This window comes from Microbispora sp. CA-135349 (assembly GCF_050947365.1).
GTDB lineage: Bacteria > Actinomycetota > Actinomycetes > Streptosporangiales > Streptosporangiaceae > Microbispora.
Window position 1 is genome coordinate 1,023,162 of the sequence record NZ_CP192001.1, and the last position, 21,114, is coordinate 1,044,275.

The window sequence follows — 21,114 nt, forward strand, 5'->3', positions numbered from 1 at the left end:
ACGCCGGGAGGTACCCGGCGGAGAGAGGAGACGCGTCATGGCGGACCTCAGTGCCGTCCGGGCCGACAGTCTGGTCAAGAGCTTCGGGGACTTCCGGGCCGTGGACGGCATCGACCTTCACGTGCGGCAAGGCGAGATCTTCGGAGTCCTGGGCCCCAACGGAGCGGGAAAGACCACCACGCTCCGGATGCTCGCCACCCTGCTCCCGATCGACGGCGGCCACGCGGAGATCTTCGGCGTCGACGTGCGGCGGGAACCCCACAGAATCCGGCAACTGGTGGGCGTCACCGGCCAGTACGCCTCCGTGGACGAGGACCTGACCGCCCGGGAGAACCTCTGGCTGTTCGCCCGCCTGCAGGGTCTCGCGAGCAGCCGGGCCAAGACGATCGCCGGTGACCTGCTCGAACGCTTCGACCTCCAGGAGGCGGCCGACCGTCCCCTGTCCCAGTTCAGCGGTGGCATGCGCCGCCGCCTCGACCTGGCGTCAAGCCTGATCACCCGCCCACCCCTGATCTTCCTGGACGAGCCCACAACCGGTCTCGACCCGAGGACCCGGGGCCAGATGTGGGACACCATTCGCGAGCTGGTCATGGACGGCTCCACGATCCTCCTCACCACGCAGTACCTGGACGAGGCCGATCAGCTGGCCGACCGGATCGCGGTGATCGACCGGGGCCGGAAGGTCGCGGAGGACACCCCCGACGCCCTGAAGACCCAGGTCGGCGACTCGACGCTGCAGCTCAACCTCGCGGAGGGCTCCGACACCGCCCTGGCCGCGGACGTCGTACGCCGGCTGCTGGGGGAGGAGCCGGTCCTGACTCCGGAGTCGGGACGCATGAACATCCCCCTTCCCGACCCCGACCGGGCCGCGGACGTCCTGATCGGCCTGAGACAAGCAGGCCTCGGCATCTCCTCGATGAGCGTCGCCAAGCCGACGCTGGACGAGGTCTTCCTGGCGCTGACCGGCCACGGCGCCGACGACGAATCCCAGACGAAGCCCCAGATGGAGGCGGCCCGATGACCACAGGCACCCTGACCCCGGCCACCCGCGGCCCCCGGCGCGTCGACCCGTCCGCCGTGGTCGCCCGCACCACGTCCCGCAGCTCGCTCCAGGAGACCTGGGTCCAGATCCTGGCGATGGCATGGCGAGCGCTGAAGAAGATGCGCCGCAAGCCCGAGCAGTTCTTCGACGTGCTCATCCAGCCCCTGCTGTTCACGGCGATGTTCGCGTTCATCTTCGGCGGCGCGATCTCCGGCAGCGTGTCGGACTACCTTCCGGTGCTGATTCCCGGCATCCTCGCCCAGACGGCCCTGACCGTCTGCATGGCGACGGGCGTGCAGCTGCGTGAGGACATGGACAAGGGGGTCTTCGACCGCTTCAAGTCCCTGCCGATCGCGAGGATCGCCCCTCTGGCCGGCCCGATGATCGCCGACCTGATCCGTTATGGCATCGCGTCGGTGCTGACGGTCGTCACCGGCCTGCTCATCGGTTACCGTCCCGGCGGCGGCGTGCTCGGCGTCGTCGGCGGTGTCGCGCTCACCGTGATCGCGGGCTGGTCGCTGGCGTGGATCTTCACCTGGCTGGGCACGATGGCGCGTTCGGCGCAGAGCGTCCAGGGCATCTCGATGATGATCATGTTCCCGCTCACCTTCCTGTCCAACGCCTTCGTTCCCGCCGAGACGCTGCCCGGCTGGCTGGAGGCGTTCGTGAAGGTCAACCCGGTGTCACACGTCGTCTCCGCGGTGCGCGACCTGCTCAACGACGGGGCCGTGACGGCCGAGGTGGGCTGGGCGGTGATCGGCTGCGCGGCCGTCGTCGCGGTCTTCGCTCCGCTGGCGGTCCGCTCGTACTCGCGCAAGATGTAGCGGGTGCCAGGTCAGCGGTGCCAGGACGGCAGTTTCAGGACAGCCGTCTCAGGACGGTACGGGCCTCGGCCAGCAGGTCGGGGCCGCGTCGTTCGCCGTACTCGGCCTCGATCCGGGACATGACGCCGGGGGCGATCCGCTCGGCGTCCGCGGACAGCACCGACCACTGCAACGTCGGGACGAAGCGGTTGTAGGCGAAGCGGTCGGCGAGCACGAGCAGCCGCACCGCCTCCTCGGCGGGCAGCGCCCCCTTCCGCAGGCCCCAGATGCCCAGCCCGGCGAGCACCATCCCCATCACCGGAAAGTCAGGGAACGTGCGGTCCGGCGTGAACGCGATCCGGACCTTGGCCCGCACCGACTCGAAGAGGTCCGCGCCGTCGTCGCCCTCGCCGTACTGTGCGAACGCCGAGAGCGCGATGACCTCGCCCAGGATGGCCCACGGTGTGAAACCGTCCGGCGCGCCGGGGACGCGCAGGGTCCGGAGCGCCTCCGCGGTCTCGCGGTGCCGCCGCAGTCCCTCGGCGATGTCGCCGTCGACGAGGGCCAGCTGGGCTCTGCCGGCCGCGACCGACATGACCTCGCCGTAGGTGCCCTCGGGGGCGAGCGCCTCCAGGTCCTCGAGCATCCGTGCGGCCTCGTCGCGGCGCCCCTGGGCGAGCGCCGTCATGGCCCAGGTGGCACGGATCTGGACGGCGTCGTCCACCGCCCCGAGGCGTTCGAGCACCGGGAGTGCCTCGACGGCATGCCGGGAGGCCGCCGCGGAGTCGCCGAGCTGCGCGTACAGGCCGGCCAGCTGGGTGTGCAGCACCGCTCGGTGCCAGGGGCCGCCGTCGTCGCCGACGAGTTCGAGGGCGGCTCGGGCCGCCTCGACCGCGCCGACCGGGTCGCCGGCGTTCTCCCGGCCGTGACTCAGCCAGTGCAGCGCGATCCGGCGTATCTTCGGGTCGGGATCGGCGGTCAGCTTGTCCAGGCCGTGCTCGGGATCCGACACCGAGGCGAGCAGGGCGGTCACCGTCGCACGGACGTCGGGGTTCGCCGTGTCGGCGCCCAGCCCGGACAGCATCCGCGCCAACGTCCCCGACTCGTCCATAGGGACGATCATGGTGTTGAACAGTGCGATGCTCAGGGCCGCCCGGGTCCGGTCGTGGAGCCGGGGCGGCGGCGTCCAGCCGTCCAGGGCGGCGGCGACGGCGGGGGTGAGAACGATGCTGCGCGGGTGGTCTCCGCAGATCGTCCAGTAGCCGCCCAGAGCGGAGAACAGCACCACGACCGCTTCGGGGTCGGGGTCGGCGATGGCCTCGCGCAGGATGTCGGCGAGGTTCGTCTCCTCGGCACGAAACCGGTCCATCGCGTCGACCTGCTCCGGCGAGTACAGCCGGGCGCCGTGCCGGCCGGCGTACCCGACGGCCCACGCGCGTACGGCGGCCCGCGCCTCGTCGGTCTCGCCGGCCGCGTCCAGCCGCACCCGGCCGAACTCGCGCACCGTCTCGAGCATGCGGTACCGGACGCCGCCCCCCGTCTCCACAACGGTGAGCAGGGACTGCTCCACGAGCTCCTCGACGTCGCCGAGAGCGTCGTCGCCGAGCACCTCCTCCGCGGCGTCGAGGGCGAAACCGTCCGGGAAGGCCGACAGGCGCCGCAGGGCCCGGCGCTCCCGCTCGCCCAGAAGGTTCCAGGACCAGTCGATCACGCCCAGCAGCGTCTGGTGCCGGGAGGGGGCGCTCCGGTCGCCGCCGCGCAGCAGCGCGAACCTGTCCTCCAGCCGCCGGGCGATCTCGGCCGGTGACATCACCCGCACCTTCGCGGCGGCCAGTTCGATGGCGAGCGGCAGGCCGTCCAAGCGGGCCACGAGGGCGCGTACGTCGTCCTCGTCGAGGTGCACACCGGGCCGGGCCGCGGTCGCGCGGTCGCGGAACAGCTCGACGGCGTCGCCGGTTCCCAGCTGGGGCAGCGGATAGACGCGTTCGGCGGCGATCGCCAGCGGCGAGCGGGTCGTGGTGAGGACGCGCAGCTCCCGTGTGGTCGCGGCCAGATAGGCGACCAGGTCGGCGACCGCCTCCACCAGATGCTCGCAGTTGTCGAGCACCAGCAGCGCCGGGGCCAGATCGAGCTGCTGGGCGATCCGGGCCCGGACGTCGGCGCGCTGCTGCGGGGTGAGCGTGCGGCGTCCGGTCACCGAGTCGCGGACGCCGAGCGCCGACCCGACCTCGCCGACCAGGTCTTCGGACGCGGTCACGCCGACCAGCTCGACGAAGTGCACCACCGGCTGCGGGGCCTCGCGGGCCACGGCATGGGCGAGCCGGGTCTTGCCGAGCCCGCCAGGACCGAGGATCGAGACCACCCGGGAGGTGGCGAGCAGGGCCCGTACCCGCCGCAGGTCATCGTCGCGGCCGAGCAGCGGCGTCGCGTCGAACCGGACACCCACGCGCACGGGGTTGTCGAGCGCCAGCAGCTCACGATGCACCCGCCGCAGCTCCGGGCCGACGTCGGCGCCGACCCGGTCGCGCAGGCCCGACCGGTAGCGCTCGAAGCGGTCCAGCGCGGCGCCCGTTCCGCGCACCGCCGCCTCGCTGTGCAGGAGGTCGGCGAGCAGCCCTTCGTCCTCGGGACGGACGCGCACGGCCTCCTCGAGCTCGGGCAGGGCGGGGCCGTGGTCACCGCTGCGGCTCCGGGCCCGGGCGAGCACGACCCGCGCGGACGCCAGGTCGCGTCCCGCGCGCCGGCGCACCTCTGCCAGCGGGCCGCCGCCCTCGGGCGGCAGGGCCCCGACGCCCAGCGCGAGGGCCTCCTCCGCCGCCGCGGCCGCCGCGGCGGGGTTCTCGTCGAGCAGCGCCCGTGCCCGGTCCGCCAGAGCGTGCAGCCGGTCGGCGTCGACCCGGTCGGGCGCGACCTCGAGCCGGTAGCCGCCCCCTTCAGTGACCAGCGCCTCCGGGCCGACGGCCGACCTGGTCCTGGACACCAGGACCTGCAGCGCCTTGGCCGGGTTGGCCGGTATGCCGTCCCCCCACACCTCCGCGACGAGCCGGTCCGCGTTCACGGCCCGGCGGGCGAGCGCGAGGGCCGCGAGCAGCGCCTGAGCCCTCTCGCCGACCACCGGCCGCCCCCGCCACCGCACGCCGTCGAGCAGGCTCAGGTGAATCGGCATGGCGCAAGTCTAGGCTTCGCCGAGCCACCTGCCCCGTTCTCACCTTCGGCGTCCGCATAGGGAAGCGTCGGCCGGAAATGGGTTCTCGTTGTGGAACCCGACCCTCTACCGTATACGCCGTGACGACTCAGATGATCGTGCTCAACGGTGGATCCAGTGCGGGCAAGTCCACGATCGTCCGGCACCTGCAGGCTGTCCTGCCACAGCCGTGGCTCGCCTTCGGGGTCGACTCACTCATCGAGGCGATGCCCCGGTCGATGCAGGGGTCGGACGCGGGAGTCGAGTTCGCCCCCGACGGCGGTGTGACTGTCGGGCCGGAGTTCGACGCGCTGCAGGCGGCGTGGATGCAGGGAATCGCCGCGATGGCGCGCGCCGGAGCCGGGGTCATCGTCGATGACGTCTTCCTGGGTGGATCGGCGTCCCAGCAACGCTGGCAGCGTTTCCTCGGCGGAGTGAACGTCCTGTGGGTCGGCGTCAGATGTGACGGCGCGATCGCCGCCGAGCGCGAGAGGGCTCGGGGAGACCGAACCCCGGGAATGGCCGTGACACAGGCGAAGGTGGTTCACGAAGGTGTGATTTACGACCTGGAAGTGGATACCACGCGCACCGAGTCCCTGGCGTGTGCGCAGATCATCGCTCGCCACGTACGGCAGCCGGGTGAACGGTCACCGCACTAGACGGTGAGCGGCGTGGGCATGCCGCGACCCGGCCGCTTCTCCGGTCACTCCACCGGCGACTCCCGGCGGGTCAGCCGCGCCGCTCGATCTCATTCCGCATCTTCACGAAATCCCTCGCGGCCCGGTCGCCGGACTCGTAGTACGTGACGATCATGCCCCTGGTGTCGCCGTCGGCCCAGGTGCACACGCCGCTCGTGACGTTCGCGACGAACGTGGCATCACCACATTGCGCGACGCCACCGAGCGGTCCCGGCTGAACCCGCTTCATGCGGCCGACTTTCGTGCCCATACCGGCGGCGAATCCCTTGCTCGTGGCGCCCGGGTCGGAGACGGGAGCCGACACGCCGAGAATCATGACCATATCCTTGGCCCTCGGGTCGCCGTAGAAGGCGACCACTGTGCCGGTTGCATGCGGAGCCAGCTTCTTCAAATCGGCGAGCCCCCGATCGGTCAGCCTGCGCATTGTGGCATTCACGTTCTTGGGCCGGTGGAAGGTAGCCGGGACAGAACGGGCCGGGTTGTCGATGGGTGGGTGCCCCGGCGGGTCGAAGGGGGGATGAGACACGGTTGCTCCACAGGTTCCGGCTGAACACCTGAATCAGCGAAAGGAGGATCAGCATCGGTAGAGCGGGCATCTCGTTCTGTCGGTGCGCTCTTCTACCGTATGGGACCCACGGAGTTCGTCGAGAAAGGCAGAACGATGAGCGGTATCCTCCGTGCGGTCACGGACGCGGTGCGGCCCGAACACGGACTCTTCGCTGTGGCCGGCGTCGTTGACGGCGCCATGACAGGTTCGGCGGCCGATGGGCGGATGGAACCGCCAGGCGGCAGGGTCGCCGCTGGTCACGACGGGCTCATCATCCAGACGGCACACCCCTACGAGTCCTATACGGTTCATGGCCGGTTGGAGCGGTGGGACGGGCCTCCACCAATGGGCACCTGGGAAGAACTGTGGACCGGCCGGCTCAGACTCGAATCCGGACTGGTCGGCGTCGAAGCCTGGGCGGCCTGCTATCCGCACGATGTGGAGTTCGATCTGGGGCAAGCCGATACGACCTGGTCCGTACGGGTGGTCACCAAGATTCTTCAGACGGAGCGGGAAGCCGGCTTTCCCGCAGCGGTCGCCCAGGTCGAGCTGTACAAGATTCAATTTTGGACCTGAGAAACAGAGGAGAGTCCGTGGAGGCCAGATGGAGTCTGACGATCGACTGCGGGCAGCCGGCGAAGCTGGCGAGGTTCTGGGCACTCGCTTTGACCGCCGCGGGCGCGACAGTGATTCGTCAGGACGACCTGCGGGGAAGGCCCGATCACGTGGTGATGGCCGACCCGGAGGGAAACGAGTTCTGCCTGGTCTGACGCCGGCGCCGAGCTAGCGGCCGACAGCCTGGACGATCTGGTCTCGTACGCGCGGCGGACCGCGGCGAGATCGCGCCGGCTGGGACGAAGAGCGCCTGTGAAGACCGGGGATCTTTGAGCCGGCCCGAAGTTGCCGACCCAGGAGGTAGCGGCTTCTATGGCCTCCGTGTCTTCTGGTGCGCCCGCATACCGACATCGGCCGATTCGTCGAGCGCGTGTCATCGTCGTGATGGTCATGTGCCTCGGTTCGCTCGCGCTGACGGGCTGCACCGAATCGGACGAACCGCCGTCGCTGCCGCCCGCCGGTGTGTACGAGCATGACGCGGCGGGTGAGAACTCGCAGGCCGAGCCGGCCCCGGCCGACGGCGCGGCAGGGGATCTCACCCGGCCGTTGCGGCAGGCAGGTTGGTTCTGCGCGCGGGTCCGGGCCAACGCGGACGGCCGCGCCGTGTGGTGCCGGATCGGTCGCCGCGACGAGGCGGAAGCGGTCCAGTCGCAGGTGGCGCAGTTCCTGCTCGACCGCGACGACCGGCTCGCCTGGGCGTGGTTCCCGTCCACCCAGGCGGATCACGAGGACGATCAGGTCGCCGAGGCCGCGGCGCCGGCGCTGACCGCGATCTGGCCCGACGCCGGTGATCGTGTGCGGCGGGAGATCGACGACTTCCAGGCCCGTACGACGCGGCGGACCGACGACATCCCCCGGACAAGGTGGCGGGACACGCACGCGGACTACGGCTACGACGCGCACAACGGACTTGTCGTCACCGCCCGAGGCACCTCCGTGCGGCGCTGGCCGTTCGGCTCCGAGCACTACGCGACCACGATGAGCTCGGCTGTCGACGATCTTCTGGCCGGTGGGTACGACTGTTTCTATCCACCTCAGCAGAGCTGCGACCGCACCCGGTCGAACGGCTACTTCCGCGTCTCACTCCGTGGTGATCAGATCGTCTCGGCCCAGTTCGGCATCGGCAGCCTGATCGAGTCGGGGCGGCAACGCCACCTGCTCAGCGAGGAGTTCCCGCATGGCCTCACCTTTCTCACCGAGGCGGTTCGCGGCCCGGTCACGGAGCGCATCGAACAGTCCCGGCGATCCGGCACCGGCTTCGCCGGCATCGTGGCCGGGACGGTCGTGATCATCGACGCGCGCCGGGGTGCCGTCGACGGCGATGATCTGGTGGCGTATCTCGACATCCAGATCGGCGCACCGCTGGCCGCGACCTGATCGCCACGTCTGCCGTCGGGTCCTGGCCCTACGGCTCGGCCGCAGCGGTCTTTCACTGGATGGTCATGCGGAAGCCGTGTTCGGAGGACATCGGGCAGACAAAGATGGTCAGATCGCCCCATCGGCCGAGATTCAGTGCGGTGGGCTCGTGGGCGTCCCGGTATTCGGGTTCGCCGGAGACGAGGTGGCGTTCTTCGCAGGGCTGCCACCGTGGGCCGCTGCCGCCGTCCCATTCGGAGCTGGCGAGTTTCAGCAGCGGTTCGGTTTCGGTCCCGCAGACGGGGCACGGCAATTCGTACATGTCGGTGAGGTGCCAGGACTCCCATCCGCCGATCTTGCATCCGGGAGCTATGGAGAGCAGGGACTGATAGTGGCCCTCGGTCTCCTCATCCCATTCGTCGACAGCCGCCTCGATATCCTCGGGAAGTTCCTCCGAGTAGGGATATTCGGTGACCCGTTCGGGGTGCAGAACGCAGGGCCGGGGGAGATAGTCCTTCTCGGCGATGGCTGGCATGTCCAGGCCGATGGGTCCGGTCGCGACATCGATGAGGTCGGCCGTACGCCGCCAGATGAGCTGGATGGCCGGGCCCGAGATGTCGTGTTGCTGGTGCTCGTTCGGGCACCAAAGCAGTTGAAGGAGATCTTTGTCCTCGGGAAAGGGGATCTCGGGGATGTCTCGCTTGAAGAACTGGGCTACCCCGACCAGAGGTATGGGGGAATCCGGACGCCACTGATTGAGATTCCCGGCGACGTCGAGAATCGGGGCGTCGCACGTGGGCCACGCCTCGCCGGCCGGCCATAGGAGCGGGCCGCCGATGTGGCTGTCCCTGACGGCCGGTGTTCCGGGCCGGGGGTGTAACCGTACGGTGGTTCGCGCGTATTCGACCAGCTCCGGGAATTTCTTCGTGACGTCGACGGGTGGAGCGGGTGTGGTGCGTGTCATGCGTGGATTCTAGGTAGCCCTGGCGCCGCCTTGATCTCTGTGTACCCTGAATGCCGCGAAGTGGCCCCGCGCTCTGGACGAGCGGAACGGGACACGACCTAACACCCGGGCACGCCTTGCGAGGCTTCAGGCGGTGCCGTGCAGACCTCCGGTTCGTGAGACGTGTGAAACGAAAAGATCTGCCCAACCGGAAGCAGTCCGGCACTTCCCGCGGCGATCAGGAGCGTTATCAGGGCCGCTGCGAAAAGACCGGCGACAATCCTTCTTCCGCATGCCAAGGCCACCAACGACCCGATCAGAGGCATGCCCAAGCCGAGAGCGGCGATGGCTATGAACAGCGGCAGTGCGAGTGACGGGTTGCTTGGTGTGCTGTCCCAAACCGATCTGCCCATGAGTAAGACAAAGGCCAGGCAGGCCAGGATCGGTGTGCCGACCAGCCAGATGACCGTAATCAGGATCAGGCCTGGGACGCCCCGATTTCCTTCCCCCTCGGAATTCATGATTCGCATTGTTGCATCGACGCCGCGGCGAAGCAGACCGTGGTGACCAGGCCGCCCTCGGGTGGCGCCACCACGGTGAGGCGGGCCTTGTGGGCCGCCGCGATGGCCTGCACGATCGACAGCCCGAGGCCGAGCCCGTCCCGTCGCCCGCCCGTACGGGCCGTGCCGAACCGCTGAAACGGCTGGAAGAGGCGCTCGACGGCCTCGGGCGGCACGATCGCCCCGCTGTTGGCGACCGTGAGCACCGCCTGATCGGCCACCATGCGGAGCGATACGTCCACCCAGCCGTCCTCGACGTTGTGCTTGATCGCGTTGTCGACGAGATTGACGATGAGACGCTCGGCCAGGTTCCGGTGGCCGGCCGCTGTCGCCGGCTCGGTCCTCGCCCGCAGCGTCACCGACCGCAGCGCCGCCTCCTGCGTGCGCGAGCCGACCACCTCCTGTGTGAGCTGCCGCAGGTCGAACGGCTGGCGCACCTCGATGCCTGCCTGGCCGCGGGTCAGCGTGAGCAGCGCCTCGATCAGCCGCTCCTGTTGGGCACCCGCCACGAGGATCCGCTCGTGCGCCGCGCGCAGGGACTCCACGCTCGCCTCGGGATCCGACAGCGCGACCTGGCCCAGTGTTCGCTGCCGGGCCAGTGGCGTCCGCAGCTCGTGCGAGGCGTTCGCGACGAAGTGCCGCTGCGCCTGGAAGCTCGCCTCAAGCCGGCTCAGCAGGTCGTCGATGGTGTCACCGAGTTCCTTGAGCTCGTCGCTCGGGCCCGGGAGTGCCAGGCGCCGGTTCAGGCTCGTCGCCGAGATGTCGCGGGCGGCCGCGGTGATCGTACGGAGTGGGCGCAGGATGCGGCCTGCGACGATCCAGCCGAGCGCGAGCGAGATCAACGACATGATCCCCAGCGCGATCCCCGACTGGACGAGCAACTGGTAGAGCAGGTTGGAACGCTGACGCTCCATCGCCTCCGCCGCCTCAGGCGGAAGCATCTCCATGACCATTCCCCCGGAGCTGCCCGGCCCCGGCGCCGGCGCGTCCCTCGGGTGGAGACCACCGCCGTCGTGGGGGGCGAGCAGCGTCTGACCCGAGACGACCTGGCCGGACACGGCGTGGTGCACCAGGATGTAGGTGACGGCCAGCAGCGCCGCCCCCGAGATCAGGTACAGGCCGCCGTACAGGAAGGTCAGCCGCAGCCGGACGGTGCGGCGCGGCAGGTACCTGAGGGCCACCCGCCGGGCGAATCCGAAAACTCCACTCATGGACTTTCCGATATGTGATAGCCGTGTTTGGCCGCGGTTCGGATGATCGGCGGGTCTCCCAGCTTCGTACGCAACCGGCTGATGGTGATCTTGACGGCGCTGGTGAACGGGTCGGCGGCCTCGTCCCAGACGCGTTCGAGCAGTTCCTCCGCGGACACGACCCGACCTCTGGAGACCAGGAGCAGCTCCAGCACGCCGAACTCCTTGGGCGCCAGCTCCAGCATCCGGCCGCTCCTGGTCACGGTGCGCCTGGCGGTGTCCAGCACGAGATCACCATGGCGGATCACCGGAGGCACGGCCGGGTGCGACCGCCGTGCCAGCGCCCCGATCCTGGCCAGCAGCGCGGGGAAGTCGAACGGCTTGGGCAGGTAGTCGTCGGCTCCGAGGTTGAGGCCGTCGACCAGGTCCTCCGTCGTCGCCGCGGCCGTCAGCATGAGCACCCGGCTCCGGCAGCCCGCTTCGACCAGCTTGGCGCACACCTGGTCTCCGTGCATCCCCGGTAGGTCCCGGTCCAGCACGATCACGTCGTAGTCGTGCCACAAGGCGCGCTCCAGGCCGGACGGGCCGTCGAGCGCGACGTCCACCGCCATGTACGCGCGCCGGAGGCCGACGGCCACGGTCTGCGCCATCTCCTCGTCGTCCTCCACCACCAGCACTCGCACTCGTCCATCCCCGTTTCCTGTCAGGCGATTCAACCTTGACAAGTCCCTCCATCATCGTCCAGTCGCGGTTTCCGCAACGTTTCATCCAAACGGACCTCCGGGGTTTCGACTCGTATTGACGAAACCCCGTCGAAACCGCTCACCCGTTAGGAATGGGGTTACTGGGAAATCCCGCGAGTTATGGAGTATTCAATGTCCCTTATAACCAGCCGTGCCGGTCGGCGAAACGACCTGAATGGGCGTCTCTACCGGGCTGTCCCGGTCGTCCTGGCGACGGCGGCCGTCGCCCTGCTCTCCACCGCCTGCTCGGGCGAACCGGAGGCCCGCGCCGTGGCCGGCCGCAGTTCCGTCAGCGACAGCGGCGGCGGCAATGGCACTCCCCAGCCCTCGGGGGCGGGAGACATCGTGGCGTACGCCGACTGCATGCGCCACAACGGCCTCCCGAACTTCCCCGACCCGAAGCCCGGCGGGGGAATCGCCTTCCCCGAGGGCGGTGACATCGACCCGCAGTCTCCGGATTTCAAGAAGGCCGAGGAGAAGTGCAAGCAGTACGTTCCCGCCGGCCCGCGGATCGACGCCAAGAACGACGCCGACCCGAACGCCGGCTGGTCCACAACCGACAAGCTCAAGTACGCCCAGTGCATGCGTGAGAACGGCATCCCGAAGTTCCCCGACCCCGACAAGAACGGCGGCTTCGCCTTCATGCGGGACAGCGGCATCGACCCGCAGTCGCCGCAGTTCCGGCAGGCATCGAGCGCCTGCGCGATATATCAGCCCCAGAACCTCAGGCAGCCCGGTCCCGCCGGCCCCGGCGGACCCGCTGCGCAGGGAGGCGCTGCTTCATGAGCACGACCGAGATGCCGAGGCAGGCCCTGGACGCCGGTCCCCCCGCCGCCCTTCCGCCCGCGGCTCGCGGGAGAAGGGGGTGGCGTACAGCGATCATCGTCGTCACCGTCGTCGCGGCGGCCGGCGTGACGGTCGCCGTGGTCAAGCCGTTCGACCACCGGGCGGCCGGCGGCACGATCCGGAACACCCCGCCGACCGGGCTCGCCCAGGTGACCAGGGGCACGTTGTCGGCCAGGACCATGGAGAACGGCACGCTCGGCTACGCCGGCACATACCGGATCGTCGGTAAGGCGAGCGGCACGATCACCCGGCTGCCCGAGGTGGGCGACATCATCCGCCAGGGCAAGCCGCTCTACCGGCTGGACAACAAGCCGGTGATCTTCCTGAAGGGCACGGTCACCCCCGCGTACCGGGAGCTGAAGTGGGGGATGGAAGGCTCCGACGTGCGGCAGCTCAACGCCGCGCTTGTGGCGCTGAAGTACGCGAACAAGAAGAAGCTCAGCCCCAAGTCCGACTATTTCGGCGCGCGGACCTACTACGCCCTGCTCAGACTGCAGAAGAAGACGGGCCTGAAGCAGACAGGCACGCTGCCGCTCGGGCAGGCGTTGTTCCTGCCGGCCGGGAAGATCAGGGTCACCAAGGTCGCCGGGGTGCGCGGCACGCCCGCGATGCCCGGCTCGGTGGTCCTTGAGGGCTCCTCCACCCGCCGGGAGGTCACGGTCGCGCTGAACGCCTACCAGCAGTCGGACGTCGCGACCGGCGACAGGGTGCTCATCACGCTGCCCACCGGCAAGACCACGCCGGGCGTGGTGTCGTCGGTCGGGAAGGTGGCGGTGGAGAAGAGCGACAACAGCGCCACCATCACGGTGCGGATCAAACCCGCCAAGCCGGAGGACACCGGCCGGCTCGACCAGGCGCCGGTCCAGGTGTCGATCGTGACGGACACCGCCGCCGACGTGCTGTCGGTGCCGGTGAACGCGCTGCTCGCGCTGGCCGGCGGCGGGTACGCGCTGGAGGTCGTCGAGGCGAACGGCGCCCGCCGTCTGATCCCGGTGAAGGTGGGCCTGTTCGACGACGCGGCGGGAACGGTCGAGGTGCGCGGCGATGGGCTGCGGGTCGGCCAGAACGTGGTGGTGCCGGCGTCATGACCAGCCAGGAGGCGCGGACGACGGCCGCGGGCGACCGGCACCACGTGGGCGAGCCGGTCATCCAGCTCGAGAACGTGACCAAGGTCTACCCGGGCGCGTCGCCGGTCGTGGCCCTCGACAGGGCCACCTTCACCATCAGGCGGGGCGAACTGGTGGCCATCGTCGGCCCGTCGGGCTCGGGCAAGTCAACGCTGCTGCAGGTGATGGGCACGCTCGACCGCCCGACCTCGGGACGGGTCAGGATCGTGGGACAGGACGTGGCTCACATGTCCGACCGCGCGCTGGCTCAGGTCAGGGCGACCCGGATCGGCTTCGTGTTCCAGCAGTTCTTCCTCGCCGAGCACGCCACCGCGCTGGAGAACGTCGCCGACGGGCTGCTGTACAGCGGCGCGCGTCACCGCGCCAGGCTCGCCGCCGCCCAGACCGCGCTCCAACGGGTCGGCCTGGGCCACCGCCTTCACCACCGCCCGTCCCAGCTCTCCGGAGGAGAGCGGCAACGGGTCGCCATCGCCAGGGCCCTGGCCGGCAATCCCGCGATCGTGCTGGCGGACGAGCCCACAGGCAACCTCGACAGCGTCTCCGGAGGCGGGATCTTCGAGCTGCTCCGGGAGCTCAACCGCGAGGGCGCCACCATCGTCATGATCACCCATGACCGTTCGCTGGCCGCGCGGCTGCACCGCCGCATCGAGGTGCTCGACGGTCACATCGTGGCTCAGGTCACCGCCGACGAGGAGGCCCTGCTGTGACCACCATGACGGCTTCCACCCGGATGCACCCGGCCGACATCGCGAGGACCGCCGCCGTCGGCCTGCGTACCCGGCGGATGCGGGCCCTTCTGTCCGCGCTGGGCATCTCCATCGGCGTCGCCGCCATGGTGGCGGTGCTGGGGCTGTCCGCCTCGTCGCAGGCCGGACTGCTGGCCGAGATCGACAAGCTGGGCACCAACCTGCTCACCGTCACCCCAGGCCAGACTCTGACGGGGAAGGACTCGAAGCTCCCCCGCGAGGCGCCCGGGATGATCGCCAGGATCGGACCGGTCGACTCGGTCGAGAGCACGGGCAAGACCTCGGCCGGCGTCTACCGCTCGCCCTACATCCCCAGCATCAACACCAACGCGCTCACGGTCAGCGCCGCGAGCCTCGGCCTGCCCGCCGCGCTGCGGATGAAGGTGGCCCAGGGCAGGTACCTGAACGCCGCGACCGCCGCCCAGCCGGTCGCGGTGCTCGGCTGGACCGCCGCCGGCAGGCTGGGCATCTCGAAGGTCCACCCGGGTGCCCGGTTGTGGATCGGCGGACAGTGGTTCTACATCGCCGGGATACTCGACAAGGCGAGCCTCGTGCAGGAGATCAACGAGTCGGTTCTCGTCGGGTACGGGGCCGCCGAGAAATACCTGCACTTCGACGGCCATCCCACCAAGATATACATCCGCGCCCAGACCGATCAGGTCAAAGCGGTGCAGCAGGTGCTGGCCGCCACCGCCTACCCGGAGCACGCGGACGAGGTCGTCGTCAGTCAGCCCTCGGCCGCGCTGGAGGCCCGCGCCGTGGCCCAGTCCGCGCTGAACGGACTGTTCCTCGGGCTCGGGGCGGTGGCCCTGCTCGTCGGTGGCATCGGCGTGGCCAACACCATGGTCATCTCCGTGCTCGAACGCCGCTCGGAGATCGGGCTGCGACGCTCGCTCGGCGCCACGCGGGGCAACATCCGCCTGCAGTTCCTGTCCGAGGCGGTCCTGCTGGCCGCCATGGGCGGCATCGCCGGAGTCGTGCTCGGCGTCGCCGTCACCGCTGTCTACGCCCTCATCAAGGGATGGGCCACGGTCGTGCCGCCGATCGCTTGGGGAGGCGGCCTCGGCTCGGCTGTTCTCATCGGCGCGATCGCCGGATTGCTGCCGGCGCTGCGCGCGGCCCGCATGCAGCCGACAGAGGCGCTCAGAACCGTCTGAACCAGTCTCACCCGCAGCCCGGCACCGCGAGACCGCGGGCCGGGCCGCGGTCATCCCCGCCGGCCCTTGAAATCCCCGGCGATCACGTGATGATCGGGATCGCGTCGATCGCGAAGTCTCACGCCGAGGCATGTGGAATAACGGGGCCCGCGGATGCGATCATCCTGACTATGACGTCGATCAGAAAGGGCTATGCCGCGTAGGCGCCCCTCTCGGGTTCGTGCACGTGGGTCGGTGTGCGGAACTCACAGAGTCTCGATCCATCAGGTCCCTGGTCTCGGCCGTCGTCCCATGGCCGCGGTGATCAGGCTTGAACACACCAGAATGCGGCCAGGCGAGGTAGCGGAGGCGTTGCTCGCGTGGACACAGGCAGTGACCCCCGGAACCGCCGACCGGATCGCACCGACGTGTATATGCCCCGAATGCCGCGGAGTGGCCCCACGCTGGAGGCTGGAACAAGCCCTCACGGCCTTGCCGCGATGGGCCAGGCCCTACCTGTACTCCTTGGTTCTGCCGTTGGACAGACGGTTTCTCTCCCGGACGTCGCCGGACCCGTATGCCTCCCCTGAGTGGCCATGGTGGCAGCGAAGGCGCCAATCGACGCCGCCGACCGCACGGTGATGATCGCGCGGGCGTACGAGGATGCGGCGGGGCAGAACCCAGCGGCGTGGCTAGTGCGGTGACCGCAAACGTTCACTGGGTTCAGTTGTCGCTCGACCAGCCTTCTAGCATTGCCGGATGATCGAGCTTCGAGAGGACGGGGAAATCGCCTGCCCGGCCACGCTGGTGTGGGCGATCGTCGCTGACTACGGCCAGGATCCACGCTGGCGGAAGGGCGTCAAGACGATGGCGCCGCGACCCGAAGGCATCGTCCAGGTGGGCACGACCACTGCTGAGGTGATGCGGTTCGCGGGTCGGACCTATCGCAACGGCGGCGAGGTCATCCAGGTGGAGCTGGGTCGTTCGTTTGCCTGGCGCACCACCTCGGGGATCGACGCCGAGGGCGGCAGGCTGGTCGAGTCGCTCGGCGAGGAGCGGTGCCGCTTCACCTTCCACGTGCGCGTCACCCCGCGCGTGACCTCTGAGAAGTCGCTTGAGCCGGCGCTGAGATGGTTGCTGCGGTGGTCGATCCGCGCCGACATTCGCCGATTGGCATGCCTTTGTGCTTCTTGACCCCGAGGCACCCGTTGCAGGGCTGCTGGGGGCGATCAGCTACTCATGTCGCGTAATCACCCGACCCGTTGAACGTGTGCGGTCACCGCACTAGATCGGGAAGCGGCCGCGGCGCCAGTGCCAGTGGCGGCCGGCCTTCAAGTGGTCGACGATCGCGCGTTGGAGCACGGTGCGGCGCGGTAACCGGTCGAGCGGCGTGGTCAGGGTGCGGAACACGAACCGCAGCACCTCGACGTCGGCGTCAATTCCTTCAGGCTCTTCGTAGGGCTCCAACTCGAACCTCTGCTGGAACCGGACGATGTTGGAGCCCTCGGGCAGGTACTCCAGCAGCTGCGGGTCGAGCAGCCACGAGCCGCAGGAGAACGCCGTGTAACGCTCGTCGGGAAAGTGGCGCGGGAAGAACGCGCGGGCCTCGTCGAGCGACGCCGCGACCGCCTCAGGGGTCAACGGCCCCGTATCGGGGATGTGCAGGCCGATGGCGTCGTCGCCGCGCTGGTGCTGCAGCCGGCCCAGCTCGTAAAGGCCGCCGCGCGCGTGCAGCGTCAGCCAGCTCTGCATGACCGGCCAGCCCTCGCGGTGCATCCGCCGGTCGATCGCGAGGTTGCGGCCCAGGTCCGCGAGGGTCGCCCACGACACGGCATCGGCGATTCCGTGGGCGCGGTGGTACCTCGTGACGACGTCGACCAAGGCCAAATACGCGTACACGTAGAGATGCCGCCAGGCGGGGCCCCGTTCGCGCGGCAGTTCCGGCCCGGGCGGCAGCCAGTCATAGCCCCCGAGATCGGCGCGGACCAGGGCGATCGAGCGGTCGAGCAGCCAGCGCAGCTCTGGAGTCCACAGTGGAGAGTCGGGGTCGGGCCAGCCCTCCATGATCTCGGCGGCGTCGTCCGGCCGTACGGCGAGCCGGTCGAGGATCGCGGGCGCGTCGGCCTTGGCAGGCAGCGGAGCCGACGGCAGGTCGCCGGCGAGCCGGTGCACGCGATCGACGTCCTCGACGGGCACCCCGAGCCGGGCGGCGATGTCGTCAAGATCCACGCGGCCGACCCTACCGGCCGGTGGGCGTTTTCCACAGCCCCATACATGGCCCGGCGCGGACGCGCACATCTCGCCCACGACAGGCGATCGTAAGTGCTGTATCGATTGCTGACGGTTTTTACAGGGCATGAGGGTTTCGACTTCCAGCGCCCTGGTCCGCGATTGAGGCGTACAACGAGCTCATGCGAGGCGAGCTCGTTCCAGGCATATCCCAATCGCGGCCTTATGGTCGTGGTTCCTTGAGTGAATCAAGGAAGACGATCAGGAAGGTTGCGATCGGTCCAAGGAGTAGCGAGAGAAGCCACCAGTTGAGGCCGCTCCTTCCCTTGGCTTGGGCTAACCCGGAATTGATCAAAATCAGCGTGAGCCACCCAACCGAGTACCCGCCTAGTGAATTGCACGCTAATTGCACGGAACATCATGCTCGGCGATGCAGGGTCAATGTACCTCTTTGTCTGTTTCGAGTGTCCGGAAGCGGACCGGCGGAGATGGTCGGCCAGTGCTCGTAGCCCGCCAGTATGCGCGTCGCGCGCGCTTACGCCTGCCTGATCACCCCGTGTGCCGTCGACCCGCCCGAAGGGTAGCGGCCTTGGTCTGCCCGGCTTGTCCCGACCCGATGACGGGCGGGTGATCGGACCCCTACCTCAGCCATCGATGGCCGGGCCACGGTGAGCACGCCCCAGTGATCACCCCGGAGCCGGAGCGCCTCCACCGGAGGGCTGAGTTCGCTAATCGCGCGTCGCGTGCCCCTTGACCGCCAGGCGGTCACTATCGAGGTTCAAGGACGGTCCACTACCTGCTGAGCCGGCCGGATGGGACAGTGAGCACTATGAACACCGTCCTTAATGTCATCTGGCTGATCTTCGCTGGCCTGTGGCTCGCATTAGGTTACGTCGTGGCGGGGATCATCTGCTGCGTCCTCATCGTCACCATCCCGTTCGGCATCGCGTCGTTCCGGATCGCGGGCTACGCGCTGTGGCCGTTCGGAAGGACCGTCGCCGACAAGCCGTCCGCCGGCGCGTGGTCGGTGCTCGGCAACGTCATCTGGCTGCTCGTCGCCGGGATCTGGTTAGCGATCGGGCACATCGTCACCGCGATCCCGCTGTTCATTTCGATCATCGGCATCCCGCTGGGGATCGCGAACCTCAAAATGATCCCGATCTCACTGATGCCGCTGGGCAAGGACATCATTCCCGTAAGCCGCGGATAAGTGATCCGTGACGACAAGTGGGTCTCTTCGGGGACCAAGCGCGTCCCGTGCCCGGTAACGACCGACCTGCCGAGTAGCCGAAATTGTCGCGGACGAACTCTATGCGTCGCGTCTATGAGCAGCGATGAGACCCCTGCCGTGCACATCAAGCGGATGGAGGTGGAGGGCTGCGGTTCGGTTTGTCTCCTGGACGGGAGGGACTACGGGGCCGCGTTGGGTTCGGTGACTGCCTGACTCGCTCCATTGGGCTTATCGAGGCGGAGGGTAAAGGCCTCGCCTGCCTGAATATCGCCGGTCAGGGGGTGGTGGATTTCACGGTGGCTGTCGCCGATTGGGGTCCGGGTGCCCACTTTGACGGCTGTGAGTGCCTCCCGTGCCCGCTCGCCTATACATGGCCTGGGGCCTGGTTTCCGAGCCAGGCGCGCCTCCTCGTACCGCCTGCCCGCGATGACATCACTGGCACGTGATCAAGGTCGTGTCCTGGCCGCTGCTCTATCTGGGCTCGCGTTGGTCGTTCGAGCCGAGCAGGGGACAATCCCTGACGTGTACTCCATCTACCAGGACGGCAGCGACGCCGGGCGGTTCGCCGCCCAGATCTACCGGGGGCTGCGTGAGGGCGACCTTGGCACCGAGCCGGTGGTCGAGCTCGCATGTCTGATAGGGGAACTCGATTCAGGCTGCCCTCCGGTGAGGGAGATCCTGGAACGCCCGGCAGCGGAGCTGACACCTGAGGAAGTGGCCCAGCTCGGACGGGACCTGCTTACGCTGACAGGCTTCGATCGACTGTGGGCCACATTGGAGACAGCCGTGAAGGTCGTGGAAGGCGATGTCCGCGCCTCGGGTATCGATGCAGTGCTGGACCTAACGATCCCGGACTGGGATGACAGCGGCTGCGCGAGGGTGGGGTGCTGCGGCGGTTGTGGCGGCCCTCACGTCTGGCCGAGCAGCGGTAGAGACGCCGGCGTCGCGCTTGTGGAGATCGCAGACGCGGTTCAGGACGTCGTCATGGAGCACATCTGGGGAGTGTGGCCTACCTGTCCCGAGCACCGGCTTGGCCTACATGCTGCCTTGGTGGAGGGAACTGCTGTATGGCAGTGTGCGGGCACGGTCCCGCACACTGCGGCTGCCATTGGTGACCTTGGCCCGAGTTCTCGCCCAAGGCATTCTCACCGGTCGAACTGAGACGCACGAGGCTCGACCATGGCAAGAACATTCGTTGACTTGGGCCTTCGTGGGTGGAGCGGGTGACGGGAATCGAACCCGCGCTGTCAGCTTGGGAAGCTGATGTTCTGCCATTGAACTACACCCGCGTGACCGGCTGTGGTGCCCGTCGCTGCCCCTACTGTAGCGGATCCGGGGCGTGGTCCTGCAGCCCCGACGCGAAGATCCGCGACACCCGCCGCTGAAATGGCCTACTAGCCTTGCACCCGTGCTGCTTTCCGATCGTGACCTCCGCGCCGAGATCGAGTCGGGCAGGGTGAAGCTCGACCCCTATGACCCGGCGATGATCCAGCCGTCCAGTGTCGACGTGCGCCTGGACCGCTACTTCCGGGTGTTCGAGAACCACCGCTATCCGCACATCGACCCCGCGACGGAGCAGCCCGACCTCACCCGGCAGGTCGAACCGGACGGAGACGAGCCGTTCATCCTGCATCCGGGGGAGTTCGTGCTGGCCAGCACGTACGAGGTGATCAGCCTGCCCGACGACATCGCCTCGCGACTGGAGGGCAAGTCGAGCCTGGGCCGGCTGGGCCTGCTGACGCACTCGACGGCCGGCTTCATCGACCCCGGCTTCGAGGGGCACGTCACGCTCGAACTGTCCAACGTCGCCACGCTGCCGATCAAGCTGTGGCCGGGGATGAAGATCGGCCAGCTCTGTATGTTCCGGCTCAGCTCGCCCGCCGAGTTCCCGTACGGCTCGGACCGGTACGGCTCGCGCTATCAGGGCCAGCGGGGGCCGACTCCGAGTAGGTCGTTCCTGAACTTCCACCGCACCAAGATCTGAAGCGGCTCAGGCAACAAGTGTGTCACGGGAGACGTTCTGGGCAGCGGGAAGGGGAAGAGTAGGTTACAAGCGGGCCTGCGTGGCCTGAACTTCGCATTTCCACTGGTAACCCGTACTCTTCTCTGCGGACCGTC

21 protein-coding genes and 1 tRNA gene are annotated in these 21,114 nt (G+C 68.8%); 14 read left to right on the plus strand and 8 right to left on the minus strand.

From position 1 onward, the window contains the following. The first annotated feature begins 37 nt into the window (after positions 1 to 37). Entirely contained in the window at positions 38 to 1,021 is a 984-nt protein-coding gene (locus tag ACQPZZ_RS05100; RefSeq protein ID WP_432929432.1) for an ATP-binding cassette domain-containing protein, read from the plus strand. Beyond that, on the plus strand, positions 1,018 to 1,866 hold the full coding sequence (locus tag ACQPZZ_RS05105; RefSeq protein WP_432929434.1) for an ABC transporter permease: 849 nt from the start codon (positions 1,018 to 1,020) through the stop codon (positions 1,864 to 1,866). Before ACQPZZ_RS05100 ends, ACQPZZ_RS05105 begins: the two co-directional genes overlap by 4 nt. Before the next feature lie 34 nt (positions 1,867 to 1,900). Here ACQPZZ_RS05105 and ACQPZZ_RS05110 read toward each other — a convergent pair whose 3' ends face one another. Further along, a complete protein-coding gene (locus ACQPZZ_RS05110; protein WP_432929436.1) occupies positions 1,901 to 5,011 on the minus strand; it encodes an ATP-binding protein in 3,111 nt (1,036 codons plus the stop codon). A gap of 119 nt (positions 5,012 to 5,130) precedes the next feature. Between ACQPZZ_RS05110 and cpt the strand changes: the two genes are divergently transcribed. Continuing rightward, positions 5,131 to 5,688, plus strand: coding sequence for a chloramphenicol phosphotransferase CPT (cpt, locus tag ACQPZZ_RS05115; protein WP_432929438.1), 558 nt, complete (start codon positions 5,131 to 5,133; stop codon positions 5,686 to 5,688). Between the two features lie 70 nt (positions 5,689 to 5,758). On the opposite strand, the gene ACQPZZ_RS05120 is transcribed toward cpt, so the two are convergent. Then, positions 5,759 to 6,151: a hypothetical protein gene (locus tag ACQPZZ_RS05120; RefSeq protein ID WP_432929440.1), complete on the minus strand. Its 393-nt coding sequence runs from the start codon at positions 6,149 to 6,151 to the stop codon at positions 5,759 to 5,761. A 237-nt stretch (positions 6,152 to 6,388) separates the two neighbouring features. On the opposite strand from ACQPZZ_RS05120, the gene ACQPZZ_RS05125 reads away from it, so the two are divergent. The 3 genes from ACQPZZ_RS05125 to ACQPZZ_RS05135 all read left to right on the plus strand — a co-directional run bounded on the left by ACQPZZ_RS05125 (position 6,389) and on the right by ACQPZZ_RS05135 (position 8,266). Next, on the plus strand, positions 6,389 to 6,850 hold the full coding sequence (locus ACQPZZ_RS05125) for a hypothetical protein (protein WP_432929442.1): 462 nt from the start codon (positions 6,389 to 6,391) through the stop codon (positions 6,848 to 6,850). A gap of 17 nt (positions 6,851 to 6,867) precedes the next feature. Then, a complete protein-coding gene (locus tag ACQPZZ_RS05130; protein WP_432929444.1) occupies positions 6,868 to 7,044 on the plus strand; it encodes a VOC family protein in 177 nt (58 codons plus the stop codon). Between the two features lie 229 nt (positions 7,045 to 7,273). Continuing rightward, positions 7,274 to 8,266: a hypothetical protein gene (locus ACQPZZ_RS05135; RefSeq protein WP_432929446.1), complete on the plus strand. Its 993-nt coding sequence runs from the start codon at positions 7,274 to 7,276 to the stop codon at positions 8,264 to 8,266. 52 nt (positions 8,267 to 8,318) lie between these two features. On the opposite strand, the gene ACQPZZ_RS05140 is transcribed toward ACQPZZ_RS05135, so the two are convergent. The 4 genes from ACQPZZ_RS05140 to ACQPZZ_RS05155 all read right to left on the minus strand — a co-directional run bounded on the left by ACQPZZ_RS05140 (position 8,319) and on the right by ACQPZZ_RS05155 (position 11,621). After that, a complete protein-coding gene (locus ACQPZZ_RS05140; protein WP_432929447.1) occupies positions 8,319 to 9,209 on the minus strand; it encodes a hypothetical protein in 891 nt (296 codons plus the stop codon). A gap of 98 nt (positions 9,210 to 9,307) precedes the next feature. After that, a complete protein-coding gene (locus ACQPZZ_RS05145; protein WP_432929449.1) occupies positions 9,308 to 9,709 on the minus strand; it encodes a hypothetical protein in 402 nt (133 codons plus the stop codon). Beyond that, the gene (locus tag ACQPZZ_RS05150) at positions 9,706 to 10,959 is read right to left on the minus strand and encodes a sensor histidine kinase (RefSeq protein WP_432929451.1); all 1,254 of its coding nucleotides are present in this window, start codon (positions 10,957 to 10,959) and stop codon (positions 9,706 to 9,708) included. Before ACQPZZ_RS05150 ends, ACQPZZ_RS05145 begins: the two co-directional genes overlap by 4 nt. After that, a complete protein-coding gene (locus ACQPZZ_RS05155) occupies positions 10,956 to 11,621 on the minus strand; it encodes a response regulator transcription factor (protein WP_363642033.1) in 666 nt (221 codons plus the stop codon). Before ACQPZZ_RS05155 ends, ACQPZZ_RS05150 begins: the two co-directional genes overlap by 4 nt. 192 nt (positions 11,622 to 11,813) lie before the next feature. Here ACQPZZ_RS05155 and ACQPZZ_RS05160 point away from each other — a divergent pair, with 192 nt between their 5' ends. From ACQPZZ_RS05160 to ACQPZZ_RS05180, 5 genes are all read left to right on the plus strand, one after another. After that, the gene (locus tag ACQPZZ_RS05160; RefSeq protein ID WP_432929453.1) at positions 11,814 to 12,467 is read left to right on the plus strand and encodes a hypothetical protein; all 654 of its coding nucleotides are present in this window, start codon (positions 11,814 to 11,816) and stop codon (positions 12,465 to 12,467) included. After that, positions 12,464 to 13,615: an efflux RND transporter periplasmic adaptor subunit gene (locus ACQPZZ_RS05165; protein WP_432929455.1), complete on the plus strand. Its 1,152-nt coding sequence runs from the start codon at positions 12,464 to 12,466 to the stop codon at positions 13,613 to 13,615. The genes ACQPZZ_RS05160 and ACQPZZ_RS05165 overlap by 4 nt, the downstream gene beginning before the upstream one ends. After that, on the plus strand, positions 13,612 to 14,361 hold the full coding sequence (locus tag ACQPZZ_RS05170) for an ABC transporter ATP-binding protein (protein WP_432929457.1): 750 nt from the start codon (positions 13,612 to 13,614) through the stop codon (positions 14,359 to 14,361). The genes ACQPZZ_RS05165 and ACQPZZ_RS05170 overlap by 4 nt, the downstream gene beginning before the upstream one ends. Before the next feature lie 5 nt (positions 14,362 to 14,366). Next, complete coding sequence (locus tag ACQPZZ_RS05175) at positions 14,367 to 15,557, plus strand: ABC transporter permease (RefSeq protein ID WP_432934286.1); 1,191 nt, start codon at positions 14,367 to 14,369, stop codon at positions 15,555 to 15,557. Positions 15,558 to 16,295: 738 nt separating this feature from the next. Beyond that, complete coding sequence (locus ACQPZZ_RS05180; RefSeq protein ID WP_432929459.1) at positions 16,296 to 16,730, plus strand: SRPBCC family protein; 435 nt, start codon at positions 16,296 to 16,298, stop codon at positions 16,728 to 16,730. 90 nt (positions 16,731 to 16,820) lie between these two features. Here ACQPZZ_RS05180 and ACQPZZ_RS05185 read toward each other — a convergent pair whose 3' ends face one another. Further along, positions 16,821 to 17,765 carry an acyltransferase domain-containing protein gene (locus tag ACQPZZ_RS05185; RefSeq protein WP_432929461.1) on the minus strand — a complete coding sequence of 315 codons (945 nt, stop codon included), beginning with the start codon at positions 17,763 to 17,765 and terminating at the stop codon, positions 16,821 to 16,823. An 820-nt stretch (positions 17,766 to 18,585) separates the two neighbouring features. On the opposite strand from ACQPZZ_RS05185, the gene ACQPZZ_RS05190 reads away from it, so the two are divergent. Both ACQPZZ_RS05190 and ACQPZZ_RS05195 read left to right on the plus strand, forming a co-directional pair. Then, the gene (locus ACQPZZ_RS05190) at positions 18,586 to 18,975 is read left to right on the plus strand and encodes a YccF domain-containing protein (protein ID WP_432929463.1); all 390 of its coding nucleotides are present in this window, start codon (positions 18,586 to 18,588) and stop codon (positions 18,973 to 18,975) included. A gap of 543 nt (positions 18,976 to 19,518) precedes the next feature. Beyond that, positions 19,519 to 20,157: a hypothetical protein gene (locus ACQPZZ_RS05195; RefSeq protein WP_432929465.1), complete on the plus strand. Its 639-nt coding sequence runs from the start codon at positions 19,519 to 19,521 to the stop codon at positions 20,155 to 20,157. Positions 20,158 to 20,211: 54 nt separating this feature from the next. Here ACQPZZ_RS05195 and ACQPZZ_RS05200 read toward each other — a convergent pair. Continuing rightward, positions 20,212 to 20,285 (minus strand) — tRNA-Gly (locus ACQPZZ_RS05200). A 119-nt stretch (positions 20,286 to 20,404) separates the two neighbouring features. On the opposite strand from ACQPZZ_RS05200, the gene dcd reads away from it, so the two are divergent. Continuing rightward, the gene (gene dcd, locus ACQPZZ_RS05205) at positions 20,405 to 20,980 is read left to right on the plus strand and encodes a dCTP deaminase (RefSeq protein WP_363642007.1); all 576 of its coding nucleotides are present in this window, start codon (positions 20,405 to 20,407) and stop codon (positions 20,978 to 20,980) included. Positions 20,981 to 21,114 lie beyond the last annotated feature (134 nt).